The organism is Streptomyces sp. NBC_00568 (assembly GCF_026341855.1).
GTDB lineage: Bacteria > Actinomycetota > Actinomycetes > Streptomycetales > Streptomycetaceae > Streptomyces.
Window position 1 is genome coordinate 621,240 of sequence record NZ_JAPENW010000001.1, and the last position, 14,113, is coordinate 635,352.

Consider the following 14,113-nt stretch of genomic DNA (forward strand, 5'->3'; position numbering starts at 1 on the left):
GTGGTCCTCTTCGTCCTGGAACGCGTGTCCCCGCTCCCCGTCGCCGAGAGCTGGCGGCGCCTGACCGACTGGCCCCGGCACGCGGACGTCGTCCCGCTGACCCGGGTCACCGTGCGCACGCCTCCGCCGACGCGGGAGGGCACGGTCTTCGTGGCCCGGTCGGGGCTCGGGGCCCTCGCGTTCGACGACCCGATGGAGGTCGTCTCGTGGCGTCCGCCGGGCGACGGGAGCCCGGGAACGTGCCGGCTGGTCAAGCGCGGCACGTTCGTCACGGGCTGGGCCGAGTTCGAGGTGCACCCGGCGGAGGGCGGCGGTTCACGGGCGGTCTGGCGGGAGGACCTGAGCGTGCGCGGGCTGCCCGGGTTCGCCGACCGGCCGCTGGGGTGGTCGGCCCGGTGGATGTTCGGGCGGGCGATGGACGGGTTGCTCGGGCGGGGTGAGGACACCGGGCGGGGGTGAGGGGGCCGGCAAGCCGGCGCTCACGCCCCACCCGCATCCGTCAATCCCCCCGCAGAATCGGCGGATTGGCGAGCCGGACCAGTTCCAGCGCCTGTTCCGGGAACCAGTCACCCGCGGCGGGGTCGACCGTGCCGCGCTCCGGGTCCTCGGGGCCCGGCGTTCCGCGCAGGCAGAGCCCGTCCGACTCGCCGGGTGTCTTGATCCACAGCCGGGCGTCCTGGAGCGGGTCGCCGGTGCGCAGAGTGGGGCGGGCGCCGAGACCGCGGTTCGGCGGGTTGCACCAGTCCTGCGGGTCGGTGTACGTGCCCGCGGGCGGGGTCCAGGGGCCCTGACCGTTGCGGCTGGAGTCGGTGACGAAGTGCTTCATGCGGGACGGCGGAGTGTGCACCCGCGCGTCCAGCCAGGACTGCGCGTCCGCCCGCGGCCACCATTGGTTCGGGCACTCGGCGACGTCCCCACCGCCGTCGGCGTAGGCCAGGCAGGACGAGATCAGCTTGCCGTACCAGGAGTTGGCGTCGTCGGTGTTGTAGTTCGAGGCGTTGGTGTAGAAGCCGGAGGCCCGCGCCACCCCGCCCCTGATCAGGCGCGGCACGATGGAACTGACGGTGTGCCAGCCCGGGTGCCCGGTGTCGAGATAGACCCGCGTCCCGGAGAGCGGCTCCAGCTTGTCGACCGCGTAGTTGACCTCGGCGTACCGCGCGGCGGTCTTCGTGCCCTGCGCATCGTCCTGGCCGCAGTCGGAAGGCAGCAGGGCGAGGGCGTCGGGTTCGAGGGTGACGATCGTGTTGCCGTGCCCGATCCCCCGCGCCACCGCGTCGATCCACGCCTTGTACTCCGCGGTGTCGGCGGCCCCGCCCGCCGAATAGTTGGAGCAGTCCCGGCCGGGGATGTTGTAGAGCGCCAGCACGGCGCTCGCGTCGTCGTGGCCGGCGTCGCGCACCACCCCGCGGACCAGCCGCTCCACCTGGGCCGGTGTCTGGTCGCCGAACCACACGGCCTGCGGGGTGTTCACCATCGTCAGAAGGCCGGCCGCGTCGCGGTACCGGCCGGCCCGGGCAAGGTCGACGGCCTGCCGGTACGCCGCCGGGTTGGGCTCCGGGACGTACAGCGACGGTCCCCGGTCCGTGGACTCGGCGGCGTGCGCCGGAGGTGCGGCGAAGAGGGCGGCCAGCCCGACGGACAGAGCGGCCAGCCACGTCGAGGTACGTCGTCTCATACGGGTTCACTCCTGGTTCGCCACGGTCACGAGGGACTTGCGGGAGCGCTCCCACAGGAGATTCGTCGAGAGGCATGCCTGCGTCAATACAGGGCGCAGAAGAAAGGCCCACCGCGGTCCGCGGCGAGCCTCGGCCTGGCCCTCACACCTTCAAGCCCTCGATCGCCCGAGCTCTCAAGCCGTCAGCCCTCAAGCCCCCGAGCTCTCCAGCTCTCCAGCTCTCCAGCTCTCCAGCTCTCCAGCTCTCCAGCTCTCCAGCTCTCCAGCGACCGTCCCGCCGGCGCGGCTCTCACGCCACCGACCCGATCCGTCGCGCCGGAACCGAGGACGCGTCGTGGTGGATCGGCGTGTGGGCTCCCGTGAGGGAAACCCCGCTTCCCCCACGCCGGTTGGCCACGATCTCCGAGGCGATCGACAGGGCCGTCTCCTCGGGTGTGCGCGCTCCGAGGTCCAGGCCGATCGGGGACCTGAGGCGGGCCAGCTCGATCTCGGTCACGCCGACTTCGCGCAGCCGTTCATTGCGGTCCAGGTGGGTACGCCGTGAGCCCATGGCGCCGACGTAGGCCACGGGGAGCCGCAGCGCGAGCCGGAGGAGCGGCACGTCGAACTTGGCGTCGTGGGTGAGGACGCACAGGACCGTGCGGGAGTCGACCTCCGTGCGCTCCAGGTAGCGGTGGGGCCAGTCCACGACGATCTCGTCCGCGTCGGGGAAGCGGGCCGCCGTCGCGAAGACCGGGCGGGCGTCGCACACCGTGACCCGGTAGCCGAGGAACTTGCCCATGCGGACCAGGGCCGAGGCGAAGTCGATGGCGCCGAAGACGATCATGCGCGGGGGCGGGACGGACGACTCCACCAGGATCGTGAGCGGCGCTCCGCAACGAGAGCCCTGCTCTCCGATCTCCAGCGTTCCGGTGCGGCCGGCGTCCAGTTGGGCCGCCGCCTCGCCCATCACCGTACGGTCGAGTTCGGGGTGGGCGCCGAAGCCGCCCTCGTACGAGCCGTCGCCACGCACGACGAGGGCGCGGCCCATGAGTTCGGCGGGACCGCTCACTACGCGGGCGAGCGCCGCCGCCTCCCCGCCCGCGGAGGCGGCCAGGGCGGTCGCGAGCACGGTCCGGCGGGCGGTGTCCCGCGCGCGGACCGGAGTGATCAGGATGTCGATGACGCCGCCGCAGGTCAGGCCGACCGCGAAGGCGTCGTCGTCGCTGTAGCCGAAGCGTTCGAGGACGGTCTCGCCGTCCTCCAGCGCCTGCACGCACAGTTCGTAGACCGCTCCTTCCACGCAACCGCCGGAGACCGAGCCGATCGCCGTGCCGTCGGAGTCGACGGCGAGTGCGGCACCGGGCTGGCGGGGCGCGCTGCCGCCGACCGCCACCACGGTGGCGACGGCGAAGTCGCGGCCCTGCCCGACCCACCGGTGGAGCTCTTCGGCGATGTCCAGCATCTCTCGGTCTCCTTGACTGCGGTTGCGTGGAAGGAAGGCGGGCGTCAGTGGACGCCCATCCAGCTCTCGATCGGGTTGAGCGCGAAGTAGACGAAGAAGATCACCGTCAGGCCCCACATGAAGGCCCCGATCTCCCGGGCCTTGCCCTGGGCGATCCTGATGGCGACATAACTGATCACGCCGGCCGCCACGCCCGCGGTGATCGAGTAGGTGAACGGCATGATCACGACGGTCAGGAAGACCGGGATGGCGGTGCCCCGGTCGGCCCAGTCGACGTGGCGGGCGTTCGTCATCATCATGGCGCCGATGACCACCAGCGCCGCCGCCGCGACCTCGCCGGGGACGATGGCCGTGAGCGGGGTGAAGAAGAGGCAGGCCGCGAAGAACAGGCCGGTGACGACGGAGGAGAGTCCGGTGCGGGCACCCTCGCCGACGCCGGTCGCCGACTCGACGAAGACCGTCTGGCCGGAGGCGCCGGCGACACCGCCGACCGCTCCGCCCGCGCCGTCGATGAACAGCGCCTTCGACAGGCCCGGCATCCGGCCCTGGGCGTCGGCCAGCTCGGCCTCGGTGCCGACGCCGATGATGGTGGCCATCGCGTCGAAGAACCCGGCGAGCACGAGCGTGAAGACGATCATGCCGACCGTCATGGCGCCGACCTGGCCCCAGCCGCCGAACTCGACCTCGCCGAAGAGCGAGAAGTCCGGCATCGAGACGGCGCTGCCGTGCAGTTCGGGAGCGCCGCCGGCCCATTGCTTCGGATCGATGGCCCCGGCGGCGTTGAGGACGACGGAGACGACCGTTCCGGAGACGATGCCGATGAGGATCGCACCGGGGATGCCGCGCGCTTGGAGCATGAAGATCAGCAGCAGGGTGGCGGCGAAGAGCAGGACCGGCCAGCCGGCGAGTTCACCGGCGGGACCGAGGGTGACCGGGGTCGCCTGGCCCTGGTGCACGAAACCGGCCTTGACCAGGCCGATCAGCGCGATGAACAGGCCGATGCCCATGGTGATGGCGTGCTTGAGCGCCAGCGGGATCGCGTTCATGATCATCTCGCGCAGCCCGGTGACGACCAGGAGCATGATGACCGCGCCGTACATCACGCACATGCCCATGGCCTGCGGCCAGGTCATCTGCGGGGCGACCTGCGAGGAGAGCACACCGGACACGGAGAGTCCGGCGGCGAGGGCGAGCGGCACCTTGCCGACGAAGCCCATGAGAAGCGTGGTGAAGGCCGCCGCGAACGCGGTCGCGGTGATCAGGGCCTTCTGGCCGAGCATGTCCCCCGCCGCGTCCTTTCCGGACAGGATGAGGGGGTTGAGCAGCAGGATGTACGCCATCGCCATGAAGGTGGTGACGCCGCCGCGCACCTCACGCGCGATCGAGCTTCCCCGCTGGGATATGTGAAAGTACCGGTCGAGCCAGGACCGTCCGGCCGGAACGCGGCTGCCCGCGCCCGCGTCCGTCGCGACGGTCTTCGGCTCCAGTGACTGCTGGGTCATGTGGGCCTGCTCCCAAGGTTCAAAGGGGCACCCGCGACAGCCGTCCTGACGACTGGTGAACCGCGAACGCGGTTGCGGGATTTGGGAAGGTGCTTCGGCCGCACGACCCGGGGGACGGCCCGAGACGAACGAGAAGAACTCTGGTGCGGTACGTGCCTGTTGCCTACTGCTCCCTGCTGGGTCCCCGGCATCCGCGAGCGGTGCGGTGGCCGGGTGCTCCGGGCGGCGCGGCGACGTGTGACGTTCCCGGCCGCCCGGAGAGATGTGTCCGGTGCCTACGCGGTTCCCGTGAGGTGCTCGGGGCGTACCGGCGTCCGGTTGAGCTCCAGACCCGTCGCGTTCCGGATCGCCGCGAGGACGGCCGGGGTGGACGACAGGGTCGGGGCCTCGCCGATGCCACGGAGCCCGTACGGGGCGTGGTCGTCGGCGAGTTCGAGCACATCGACGGGGATGGTCGGTGTGTCGAGGATGGTGGGGATCAGGTAGTCCGTGAAGGAGGGGTTGCGCACCTTCGCGGTCTTCGGGTCGACGATGATCTCCTCCATGACCGCGACGCCCAGGCCCTGGGTGGTACCACCCTGGATCTGGCCGATGACGGACAGCGGATTGAGCGCCTTGCCGACGTCCTGGGCGCAGGCCAGTTCGATGACCTTGACCAGACCGAGTTCGGTGTCCACCTCGACGACGGCGCGGTGCGCGGCGAAGGAGTACTGGACGTGGCCGTCGCCCTGGCCGGTGCGCAGGTCGAAGGCCTCGGTCGGACGGTGCCGCCACTCGGCCTCGATCTCGACGGCCTCTTCCTCGAGCACGTCGACGAGATCGGCGAGGACCTCGCCCCCGTCGGTGACGACCTTGCCGCCCTCCAGGAGGAGTTCGGCGGTGGCCCAAGCGGGGTGGTAGGTGCCGAACTTGCGCCGGCCGAGTTCCAGGACCTTCTCGCGGACCAGCTCGCAGGAGTTCTTGACGGCGCCACCGGTGACGTAGGTCTGACGCGAGGCGGACGTCGAACCGGCGCTGCCCACCCGGGTGTCGGCCGGCTGGATGGTCACCTGAGCGACGCCCAGTTCGGTGCGGGCGATCTGCGCGTGGACGGTGACGCCGCCCTGGCCGACCTCCGCCATCGCGGTGTGCACGGTGGCCACCGGCTCGCCGCCGACGACCTCCATGCGGACCTTGGCGGTCGAGTAGTCGTCGAAGCCCTCGGAGAAGCCGACGTTCTTGATGCCGACGGCGTAGCCGATACCCCGGACGACGCCCTCGCCGTGCGTGGTGTTGGAGAGACCGCCGGGCAGCTGCCGTACGTCGGCCTCCTCTCCGGCGGCGAGCCACTGCTGCTCGGGCGGCAGCGGCATCGCCTTGACGCGGCGCAGGAGTTCGGCGACCGGGGCCGGTGAGTCGACGCGCTGCCCGGTCGGCAGCAGCGAGCCCTGCTCCATCGCGTTGAGCTGACGGAACGCGACCCGGTCCATGCCCACCTCGTCGGCGAGCCTGTCCATCTGGGCCTCGTAGGCGAAGCACGCCTGGACCGCGCCGAAGCCGCGCATGGCGCCGCACGGCGGGTTGTTGGTGTAGAGCGCGATCGCCTCGATGTCGACGTCCTCGACGACGTACGGGCCGACGCTCAGCGAGGAGGCGTTGCCGACGACCGCCGGGGAGGCCGACGCGTAGGCGCCGCCGTCCAGCACGATCCGCGCCTTCATGTGCGTGAGTTTGCCGTCCTTGGTCGCCCCGTGCTCGTAGGAGAGCTTGGCGGGGTGGCGGTGGACGTGTCCGAAGAAGGACTCGAAGCGGTTGTAGACGATCTTGACGGGCTTGCCGGTGCGCAGCGCCAGCAGGCAGGCGTGGATCTGCATCGACAGGTCCTCGCGGCCGCCGAAGGCACCGCCGACGCCGGAGAGCGTCATCCGGACCTTGTCCTCGGGCAGGCCGAGCACCGGGGCGATCTGGCGCAGGTCGGAGTGCAGCCACTGGGTGGCGATGTAGAGCTCGACGCCGCCGTCCTCACAGGGCACGGCGAGGCCGGACTCGGGGCCGAGGAAGGCCTGGTCCTGCATGCCGAAGGTGTACTCGCCCCTGACGACGAAGTCGGCCTTCTTCGCGGCCTCTTCGACGTCGCCGCGGACGATCGGCTGGCGGTGCACGATGTTCGGGTGCGGGACGTGGCCGATGTGGTGGTCGTCGCGGTTCTCGTGGACGAGGATCGCGTCGGGCGCGGTCGCGGACGCCTCGTCCGTGATGACCGGCAGCTCCCTGTACTCCACCTTGATCTTGGCGGCGGCGCGGCGCGCTGTCTCCGGGTGGTCGGCGGCGACGATGGCGACGGGCTCGCCGTGGTGGCGCACCTTGCCGTGCGCGAGGACCGGGGTGTCCTGGATCTCCAGGCCGTAGTTCTTCACGTCGGTGGGCAGGTCGTCGTACGTCATGACGGCGTAGACGCCGGGCTGTGCCAGGGCCTCGGAGGTGTCGATGGACACGATCTCGGCGTGGGCGACCGGGGAGCGCAGGATCTGGCCCCACAGCATGTCCTCGTGCCACATGTCGGACGAGTAGGCGAACTCGCCGGTGACCTTGAGGGTGCCGTCCGGGCGGAGCGTGGACTCGCCGATGCCGCCCTTGGTCTTGGAGCCCTGGGTGATGTTCGTGGGCGTACCAGTCGTACCCATGGTCAGACCGCCTCAGACTGCCGGGCGGCCGCCAGACGGACCGCGTCCATGATCTTCTCGTAACCGGTGCAGCGGCAGAGGTTGCCCGAGAGCGCCTCGCGGATGTCCGCGTCGGTCGGGTTCGGGGTGCGCTCCAGCATCTCGTCCGCCGCGACCAGCAGGCCGGGGGTGCAGAAGCCGCACTGGACGGCGCCGGCGTCGATGAACGCCTGCTGGATCGGGGAGAGTTCGGTTCCCTCGCCGGTCTGCGAGTCGTGGCCCTTGGCCGCCCAGTGCTTGGCCTCGTCGAGCGAAGTCCCCTGCTTCTCGGGGGTTCCGCAGACGCCGGTGGAGCAACCTCCGTGCTCCGCGCGCTGCTTGGCGAAGTCGGCGAGCCCCTCGACGGTGACGACCTCGCGGCCCTCGACCTGCCCCGCGGCGACCAGGCACGAACACACGGGCACGCCGTCCAGGCGGACGGTGCAGGAGCCGCACTCGCCCTGCTCGCAGGCGTTCTTGGAACCGGGCAGGCCGAGACGCTCGCGCAGGACGTACAGGAGACTCTCGCCCTCCCAGACGTCGTCGGCCTCCTGCTCGCGGCCGTTGACCGTGAAATTGACACGCATTACGCGACTCCCTCCGTGCGGGCGGCGGTGCCGCGGTAGGACTCCCAGGTCCAGGTCAGCGTGCGGCGGGCCATGATGCCGACCGCGTGGCGGCGGTAGCTCGCCGTGCCCCGGACGTCGTCGATCGGGTTGCAGGCGCCGGAGCACAGGTCCGCGAACTGCTTGGCGACCGACGGGGTGATGATCTTCCCGTTGTCCCAGAAGCCGCCCTCGTCGAGCGCCGCGTTCAGGAACTCCTCGGCGGCCTTGGCGCGGACCGGGGTCGGCGCGGCCGAGCCGATGCCGGTGCGGACCGTACGGGTCTCGGGGTGCAGGGCCAGACCGAAGGCGCACACCGCGATGACCATCGCGTTGCGGGTGCCGACCTTCGAGTACTGCTGCGGTCCGTCCGCCTTCTTGATGTGGACGGCGCGGATCAGCTCGTCGGGCGCGAGCGCGTTGCGCTTCACGCCGGTGTAGAAGGCGTCGATCGGGATCAGCCGCGAACCGCGCACCGACTGGGCCTCGACCTCGGCACCCGCCGCGAGGAGGGCGGGGTGCGCGTCGCCGGCCGGGGAGGCGGTGCCGAGGTTGCCGCCGACGCCGCCGCGGTTGCGGATCTGCGGGGAGGCCACCGTGTGGGAGGCGAGGGCCAGCCCGGGGAGCTCACCGCGCAGGTTCTCCATGATCTGGGTGTACGGGACGGAGGCGCCCAGACGCACGCTCTCCTCGCCGACCTCCCACTCGCTCAGCTCGCCGATGCGGTTCAGATCGAGAAGGTACTCGGGCCGGCGGTGGTCGAAGTTGATCTCGACCATCACATCGGTGCCACCCGCAATCGGCACAGCGGTGGGGTGCTCAGCCTTGGCGGCGAGCGCCTCCTCCCAGCTGGCGGGGCGAAGGAAGTCCATGAGTGGCTCTCTTCATTCGTATCGTGGTTCGTTCTGATCAAGCCAGATCGTGTGCGGGCGGCCCGGCTCGTTCATCAGGTGTTTACGCGGAGTGGGGTCAGTACACAGCCGTGTCCCGCACCGGGGTCAGTCACCGAAACCATGAAGGAGTTGGCTGGCCAGCGCGCGCATCTTGTAGATTCGTATGAACCGAGGTCATCAGCAACCTCTTCGTTTTCCTCCGGAAACAGAGAGCAGAGCCCTCCGGAAACAGAGACCAGAGCCCTCTGCAAACAGAGAGCACAGCCCCCTGCGAACAGTGAGCACGGCTCGCTGGAACAGTGAGCACAGCTCTCGAATGCCCAGGACACAGACCCGAGGGGCCGGAACCACCGGCTCCTCGGAACCCACGGACCGGCTCTTCGGAGCCCGGGTACCCGCTCGCGGGCCCACCACAGATCCATCGTAGATTTCGAGACAAAGAACGGCGGCGACGAGAATGCGGCTGCGCGCACTGCTGGACACCGACGCGCTGGGCCTGCGGCTGCTCGGCGGCGAGGACGAGCTCGACCGCACCGTACGCGGTGTGATGACCACCGACCTCAAGGACCCCAGCCGCTACCTCTCGGGCGGCGAGCTCGTGCTCACCGGCCTCGCCTGGCGGCACGACGCCGACGACTCGGAGCCCTTCGTCCGCATCCTCGCGGGAACCGGGGTCGCGGCCCTGGCCGCCGGTGAGGCGGAGCTCGGCGACATCCCCGACGACCTGATCCTGGCCTGTGCCCGGCACCGGCTGCCCCTGTTCGCCGTGAACGAGTCGGTGGCCTTCGCCACGATCACCGAGCATGTCGTACGCCAGGTGTCGGGCGAGCGCGCCGGGGATCTGGCCGCCGTGGTCGACCGGCACCGGCGGATGATGACCTCGGGCCCGGCGGGCGGCGGCCCCGAGGTGGTCCTCGATCTGCTCGGCACCGACCTCGACCTGCGCGCCTGGGTCCTCTCCCCCGCCGGACGGCCCATCGCGGGCTCCAAGGTCGCGGGCGCCGCGCTGCCCGCCGACACCTGCGCCAGGCTGGCCGCCGAGCACCTGGCGGCGGTGCGCACCGGGCGCCGGGGACCGCACCGGGTGGCGGTGGGCCCGGCGACGTACTCGCTCTTCCCGATCCGCTCGTCGGGGCGCCCGGCGGGCGCCTCCCGGGACGTGCGCGAGACGGTGCTCTCCGAGTGGCTGCTCGCCGTGGAAGCGGACGCCGGGGACTGGCCCGAGGAACGGCTCGACCTGCTCCAGGGCGTCACCCAGCTGATCGCGGTGGAGCGGGACCGGCGGGACGCGGCGCGCACGGTGCGGCGACGGCTCGCGCAGGAGGTGCTGGAGCTGGTCCAGGCGGGCGCGGCGCCCGCCGAGATAGCCGCCCGGCTGCGGGTCGCGGCGCCGGTGCTGCTGCCCGGCCTGGGCGCGGCACCGCACTGGCAGGTCGTGGTGGCGCGCGTCGAGTGGGACGGCGGCGAGATCGAGGGCGGTCCGGTCGCCCAGGCGCTGCTCGAGGAGATCCTCGTGGACCCGCAGTCGCCGGGGCCGGAGCACTCCGACCGGATCGCCGTCGCGCACACGGGTGACGAGGCGGTCGCGCTCGTCCCCCTTCCGGCGGTCCCGGCCGAGGACGGCGCCCCCGAGCCGGGCCTGCTCGCCGACTCGCTCCTGGCGGCCGTACGGGACCCGCTGTCGGCCGGCCTGAACGACGACGGGCGGCTCACGCTCGGCGTCAGTGCCGCCGTGCACTCGGCCGAGGGGCTGCGCGGCGCCCTGGAGGAGGCCCGGCACGCCCGCCGGGTCGCCGCGGCGCGCCCCGGGCGGGTCTGCGCGGCCGGACACCAGGAGCTGGCCTCGCACGTCCTGCTGCTGCCCTTCGTCCCGGACGACGTGCGCCGCGCCTTCACCGCCCGCCTCCTCGACCCGCTGCGCGAGTACGACCGCCGCCATCGCGCGGAGCTGATTCCGACCCTGGAGGCCTTCCTGGACTGCGACGGCTCCTGGACGCGCTGCGCGGCCCGGCTGCACCTCCATGTCAACACGCTGCGCTACCGCGTCGGCCGCATCGAACAGTTGACGAGTCGTGATCTTTCGCGCCTGGAGGACAAGTTGGACTTCTTCCTGGCACTGCGGATGAGCTGACCCCAGCGGCCCCACGCGAACCGATCGCAACCGATGACTTTGTGAAATCCTTCACCCACCCTCTTGGCCGCGCCCGGTGATCCGTGCTGAGATGCCACCACTCAACAGCTCAATGGTGTGCTCGGGGAGGGCAACGTGGCGCATACCGCCATGTCTGGTACCGGAACGACTGCAGGGGACGATCCACTCCAGACCGCGGTATGGCGGCTGCGCTCGCGCGCCTGCTGGGTCGACGCGGCGGCGCTGCTCCAGCCGCGCACGGCGGCACCGGCGCTGCAGAGAGCGTCCCTGCTCGTCGAGCGCTGCCTCTACACCGAGCAGGGCTGGGCCGAGGCAGAGGACGCGCTGCGCACCGCGGAGGCCCTCGCGCAGAGCGATGACGAACGGGGCGCGGCGGCCTGCGAGCGGGGTCAACTCGCCTATGCCGCCACGCTGCTGAACGTGCGCGACCGGGCCGACGAGGCACGGGCGGCGCTGGGCCGGGCCGCGGCGCTGCTCGCGCCGGGCGCGCCCGGGCGGGCCCTGCTGGACTTCCGCCGGGGGCTGCTCGCCGAGAATCTCGCCCACTCACCGCAGTCCGCCCGCGCCGCGTACCGGCGGGCGCACGCCGGCGCGACCGCCCAGGACGATCCGCTGCTGCTCTCCTGCACCTGGCGGCACCTCGCCGGACTCGCCCTGCGCGAAGGGGAGTTGGCGGAGGCCAGGCACGGATTCGCGGAATCTCTCCGGATCCGGGAGGAGCTGGGCTATCTCGTCGGTACGGCACCGGCGTTGGCGTCCCTGGCCGACGCCGAGGCCGAGCCGGAGGCGTCGCGCCTGCGGGCGGAGGCGGGACGCCTGTTCCGGCTGCTCGGCGGCGTACCCACCTGGCTGGCCGACCAGTTGGCTCCGCCCGCGGCGACGGCCTGATCACGTACGGGCGGACGGACACTCCGCCCGTACGCGCAGGCCCCGGTATCCGCAGTCCCCGGTATCCGCGGGGCCCGGCAAACGCAGGCCCCGGCCGCACGCAGGCCCCGGCCACGTGCGGGCCCCGGCCATGTGCGGGTGCCGGCCACTTGCGGGTGCCGGGCACTTGCGGGTGCCGGCCACTTGCGGGTGCCGGCCACTTGCGGGTGCCGGCCACTTGCGGGTGCCGGGCACGCGCGGGCCCCGGTCACGTGCGGGTGCCGGGCCGGCCGGCCGCGGCGCGCTCAGCCGGCGACGGGAAGCCCGCGGGCGAAGCGGCGGACGGCGTCGGTGAAGGCGTCCGGGTCGTCGAAGTTCGCCAGGTGCCGTGCCCGCGGGATCAGTTCGACGCGGGCGTGCGGATGCGCGCGGGCGAAGTCCGCCTCCCCGGCGCGGAAGAACGTGTCCTTCTCGCCGTTCAGGATGAGGACCGGAGCCCGCACATGGCGCATCGCACCCGCGTCGAAGCGTCCGAGCACCTCGCCCCAGGCCACGGGCAGGGTATGGAAGGCGTAGCCGGAACGGATGGTCGCCTCCACCACTTCCGGCGGGTAGAGCCGCCGCAGCAGCCGGTCGTTCCACCGGGTCAGGCGATCCGCCGGAACCCGAGGAACCAGCCCGGCCACCCACCGGTAGGGCGCTGCCCGCAGACCACGGGTGGAGGCGCTCGCTCCCGCGAGGACCAACCCGCGCAGTCGTTCCGGACGGTGCCGCGCGAACTCCAGCGAGGCGTATCCGCCGAGCGAGTGGCCGACGACCAGCGCGGGCCCGCGGCCGAGCGAGTCCACCGCCGAAGCGATGATCTCCGTCGCGGCGCTCAGGCTCCAGGGCTGTGCCGAGCGCTCGCCGTGGCCGGGCAGGTCGACGGCAGCCACCGGGAACTCGTCCCGGAGCGCGGCGAGTTGCGTGCTCCACTGCCCGGCGCTGAAGCGCGTTCCGTGAACGAAGACGATGGGCACCGCGTCCGCCGCCGTCATCAGTACCCCCGGGTGACACGGTCCTCGAGCCGACTGCATCGGCGGGATCTTCCTCGTGATCAAGGGGAGTCTAGAGCCTCTGGACCGGCGTCGGCAGGTTCCGCGTGAGCGTCGCGGCATCGCCGCGGAGGGCTGCCGCACCCGGTTCCGGTCGATCCGCCGGGCCCGGTGAGCGGGAGAAGCGGGCGGGCGGCGGGCCGGCGGTACGGACCGGCCGTCTCAGGAAGCGCCGGCGAAGTGCTCGCGTACCAGGGCCTGGACGACCACCAGGTCCTCGGCGATCAACGCGTCCAGCAGCGCGGTGTGTTCGGCCGCGTCGGCCACCAGGTCGGCGCGGCCCCGGGAGACGGGGCCGCCGACCAGCGGCCACTGGGCGCGGCGGTGCAGGTCGTCGGCGATGCGCACCAGCTGCGCGTTGCCTGCGAGGGCCAGAACGGCACGGTGGAAGGACCGGTCGGACTCCGCGTAGGTCGCGCGGCAGCCCGAGGACGCCGCCCGCACGGTGGCCTCGGCGAGCGGACGCAGCTCGGCCCAGCGGGCGGCGGGCACGGTACGGGCGAGACGGAGCATCACCGGGACCTCGATCAGGCCCCGGATCTCGGCGAGTTCGGCCAGCTCCCGGGTGCCGCGCTCGATGACGCGGAAGCCCCGGTTGGGGACGACCTCGACGGCGCCTTCGAGAGCGAGCTGCTGCATGGCCTCCCGGACGGGCGTCGCGGACACTCCGAAGCGATCGCCGAGCACGGGGGCCGAGTACACCTCGCCGGGCGCGAGTTCACCCGCGACGAGCGCGGTGCGCAGCGCGTCGAGGATCTGCCCGCGCACGGAGGCACGCTGCACGACGGGCCGGGGCGCCTCGGGACGCACGGCGGGGCGGGCATCCTCGGGACGTACGGGGCGGACATTCTCGGCCTGCACGGGATGGGCGTCGTCGCCACGTACCGGGCGGACGCTCTCGCCGTACGCCGGACGGGCGTCGTCGGCGTGTGCCGGGCGGACGTTCTCGCCGTGCGCTGGGCGGCTATCAACGGTGTGCGCGGGGCGGGCGTTCTCGGCCTGTACGGGATGTGCGTCGTCGGCACGTGCCGGGCGGACGTCGTCGCCGCGTGCCGGGCGGACGTCGTCGGTGCGGACCGTGGAGCGGGCGTCGTCCGTGTGTACGGCGGCGCGGTCGTCCTCGGTGCGAGGGCGCGGGATCGGCACCTCGCTGTGCGTGTGCTCACCGCGGGCCGAGGCCATGGCGGGGCCGCCGCCCGG

General features: G+C 72.2%; 10 protein-coding genes and 1 pseudogene. 3 read left to right on the forward strand and 8 right to left on the reverse strand.

From position 1 onward, the window contains the following. On the forward strand, positions 1-459 hold the full coding sequence (locus tag OOK38_RS02705; protein WP_266763687.1) for an SRPBCC family protein: 459 nt from the start codon (positions 1-3) through the stop codon (positions 457-459). Between the two features lie 40 nt (positions 460-499). On the opposite strand, the gene OOK38_RS02710 is transcribed toward OOK38_RS02705, so the two are convergent. The 6 genes from OOK38_RS02710 to OOK38_RS02735 form a co-directional block, all read right to left on the reverse strand. Beyond that, positions 500-1,675, reverse strand: a complete 1,176-nt coding sequence (locus tag OOK38_RS02710; protein WP_266763686.1) for a glycoside hydrolase family 6 protein — start codon at positions 1,673-1,675, stop codon at positions 500-502. A 289-nt stretch (positions 1,676-1,964) separates the two neighbouring features. Beyond that, on the reverse strand, positions 1,965-3,119 hold the full coding sequence (locus tag OOK38_RS02715) for an XdhC/CoxI family protein (protein WP_266763685.1): 1,155 nt from the start codon (positions 3,117-3,119) through the stop codon (positions 1,965-1,967). Between the two features lie 44 nt (positions 3,120-3,163). Continuing rightward, the gene (locus tag OOK38_RS02720; RefSeq protein ID WP_266763684.1) at positions 3,164-4,621 is read right to left on the reverse strand and encodes an NCS2 family permease; all 1,458 of its coding nucleotides are present in this window, start codon (positions 4,619-4,621) and stop codon (positions 3,164-3,166) included. A 275-nt stretch (positions 4,622-4,896) separates the two neighbouring features. Next, on the reverse strand, positions 4,897-7,284 hold the full coding sequence (locus OOK38_RS02725; RefSeq protein ID WP_266763683.1) for a xanthine dehydrogenase family protein molybdopterin-binding subunit: 2,388 nt from the start codon (positions 7,282-7,284) through the stop codon (positions 4,897-4,899). Between the two features lie 2 nt (positions 7,285-7,286). Next, complete coding sequence (locus OOK38_RS02730; RefSeq protein ID WP_266763682.1) at positions 7,287-7,889, reverse strand: (2Fe-2S)-binding protein; 603 nt, start codon at positions 7,887-7,889, stop codon at positions 7,287-7,289. Next, positions 7,889-8,779 (reverse strand): xanthine dehydrogenase family protein subunit M, encoded by an 891-nt coding sequence (locus OOK38_RS02735; protein WP_266763681.1) that lies wholly within the window; start codon positions 8,777-8,779, stop codon positions 7,889-7,891. Before OOK38_RS02735 ends, OOK38_RS02730 begins: the two co-directional genes overlap by 1 nt. 478 nt (positions 8,780-9,257) lie before the next feature. Between OOK38_RS02735 and OOK38_RS02740 the strand changes: the two genes are divergently transcribed. Next, a complete protein-coding gene (locus OOK38_RS02740; RefSeq protein WP_266763680.1) occupies positions 9,258-10,931 on the forward strand; it encodes a PucR family transcriptional regulator in 1,674 nt (557 codons plus the stop codon). 135 nt (positions 10,932-11,066) lie between these two features. Further along, a complete protein-coding gene (locus tag OOK38_RS02745) occupies positions 11,067-11,840 on the forward strand; it encodes a hypothetical protein (RefSeq protein WP_266763679.1) in 774 nt (257 codons plus the stop codon). 284 nt (positions 11,841-12,124) lie between these two features. Here OOK38_RS02745 and OOK38_RS02750 read toward each other — a convergent pair whose 3' ends face one another. After that, complete coding sequence (locus tag OOK38_RS02750) at positions 12,125-12,856, reverse strand: alpha/beta fold hydrolase (RefSeq protein WP_266763678.1); 732 nt, start codon at positions 12,854-12,856, stop codon at positions 12,125-12,127. A 219-nt stretch (positions 12,857-13,075) separates the two neighbouring features. Then, a pseudogene (locus OOK38_RS02755) lies at positions 13,076-13,708 on the reverse strand (GntR family transcriptional regulator); the annotation flags it as partial. Positions 13,709-14,113: the final 405 nt, after the last annotated feature.

Bases quoted from the DNA above. Each gene is read 5' to 3' on its own strand.
- OOK38_RS02740 (WP_266763680.1), top strand. From the start codon at position 9,258: ATGCGGCTGCGCGCACTGCTGGACACCGACGCGCTGGGCCTGCGGCTG.
- OOK38_RS02730 (WP_266763682.1), bottom strand. From the start codon at position 7,889: ATGCGTGTCAATTTCACGGTCAACGGCCGCGAGCAGGAGGCCGACGAC.
- OOK38_RS02710 (WP_266763686.1), bottom strand. From the start codon at position 1,675: ATGAGACGACGTACCTCGACGTGGCTGGCCGCTCTGTCCGTCGGGCTG.
- OOK38_RS02735 (WP_266763681.1), bottom strand. From the start codon at position 8,779: ATGGACTTCCTTCGCCCCGCCAGCTGGGAGGAGGCGCTCGCCGCCAAG.
- OOK38_RS02750 (WP_266763678.1), bottom strand. From the start codon at position 12,856: ATGACGGCGGCGGACGCGGTGCCCATCGTCTTCGTTCACGGAACGCGC.
- OOK38_RS02720 (WP_266763684.1), bottom strand. From the start codon at position 4,621: ATGACCCAGCAGTCACTGGAGCCGAAGACCGTCGCGACGGACGCGGGC.
- OOK38_RS02725 (WP_266763683.1), bottom strand. From the start codon at position 7,284: ATGGGTACGACTGGTACGCCCACGAACATCACCCAGGGCTCCAAGACC.
- OOK38_RS02715 (WP_266763685.1), bottom strand. From the start codon at position 3,119: ATGCTGGACATCGCCGAAGAGCTCCACCGGTGGGTCGGGCAGGGCCGC.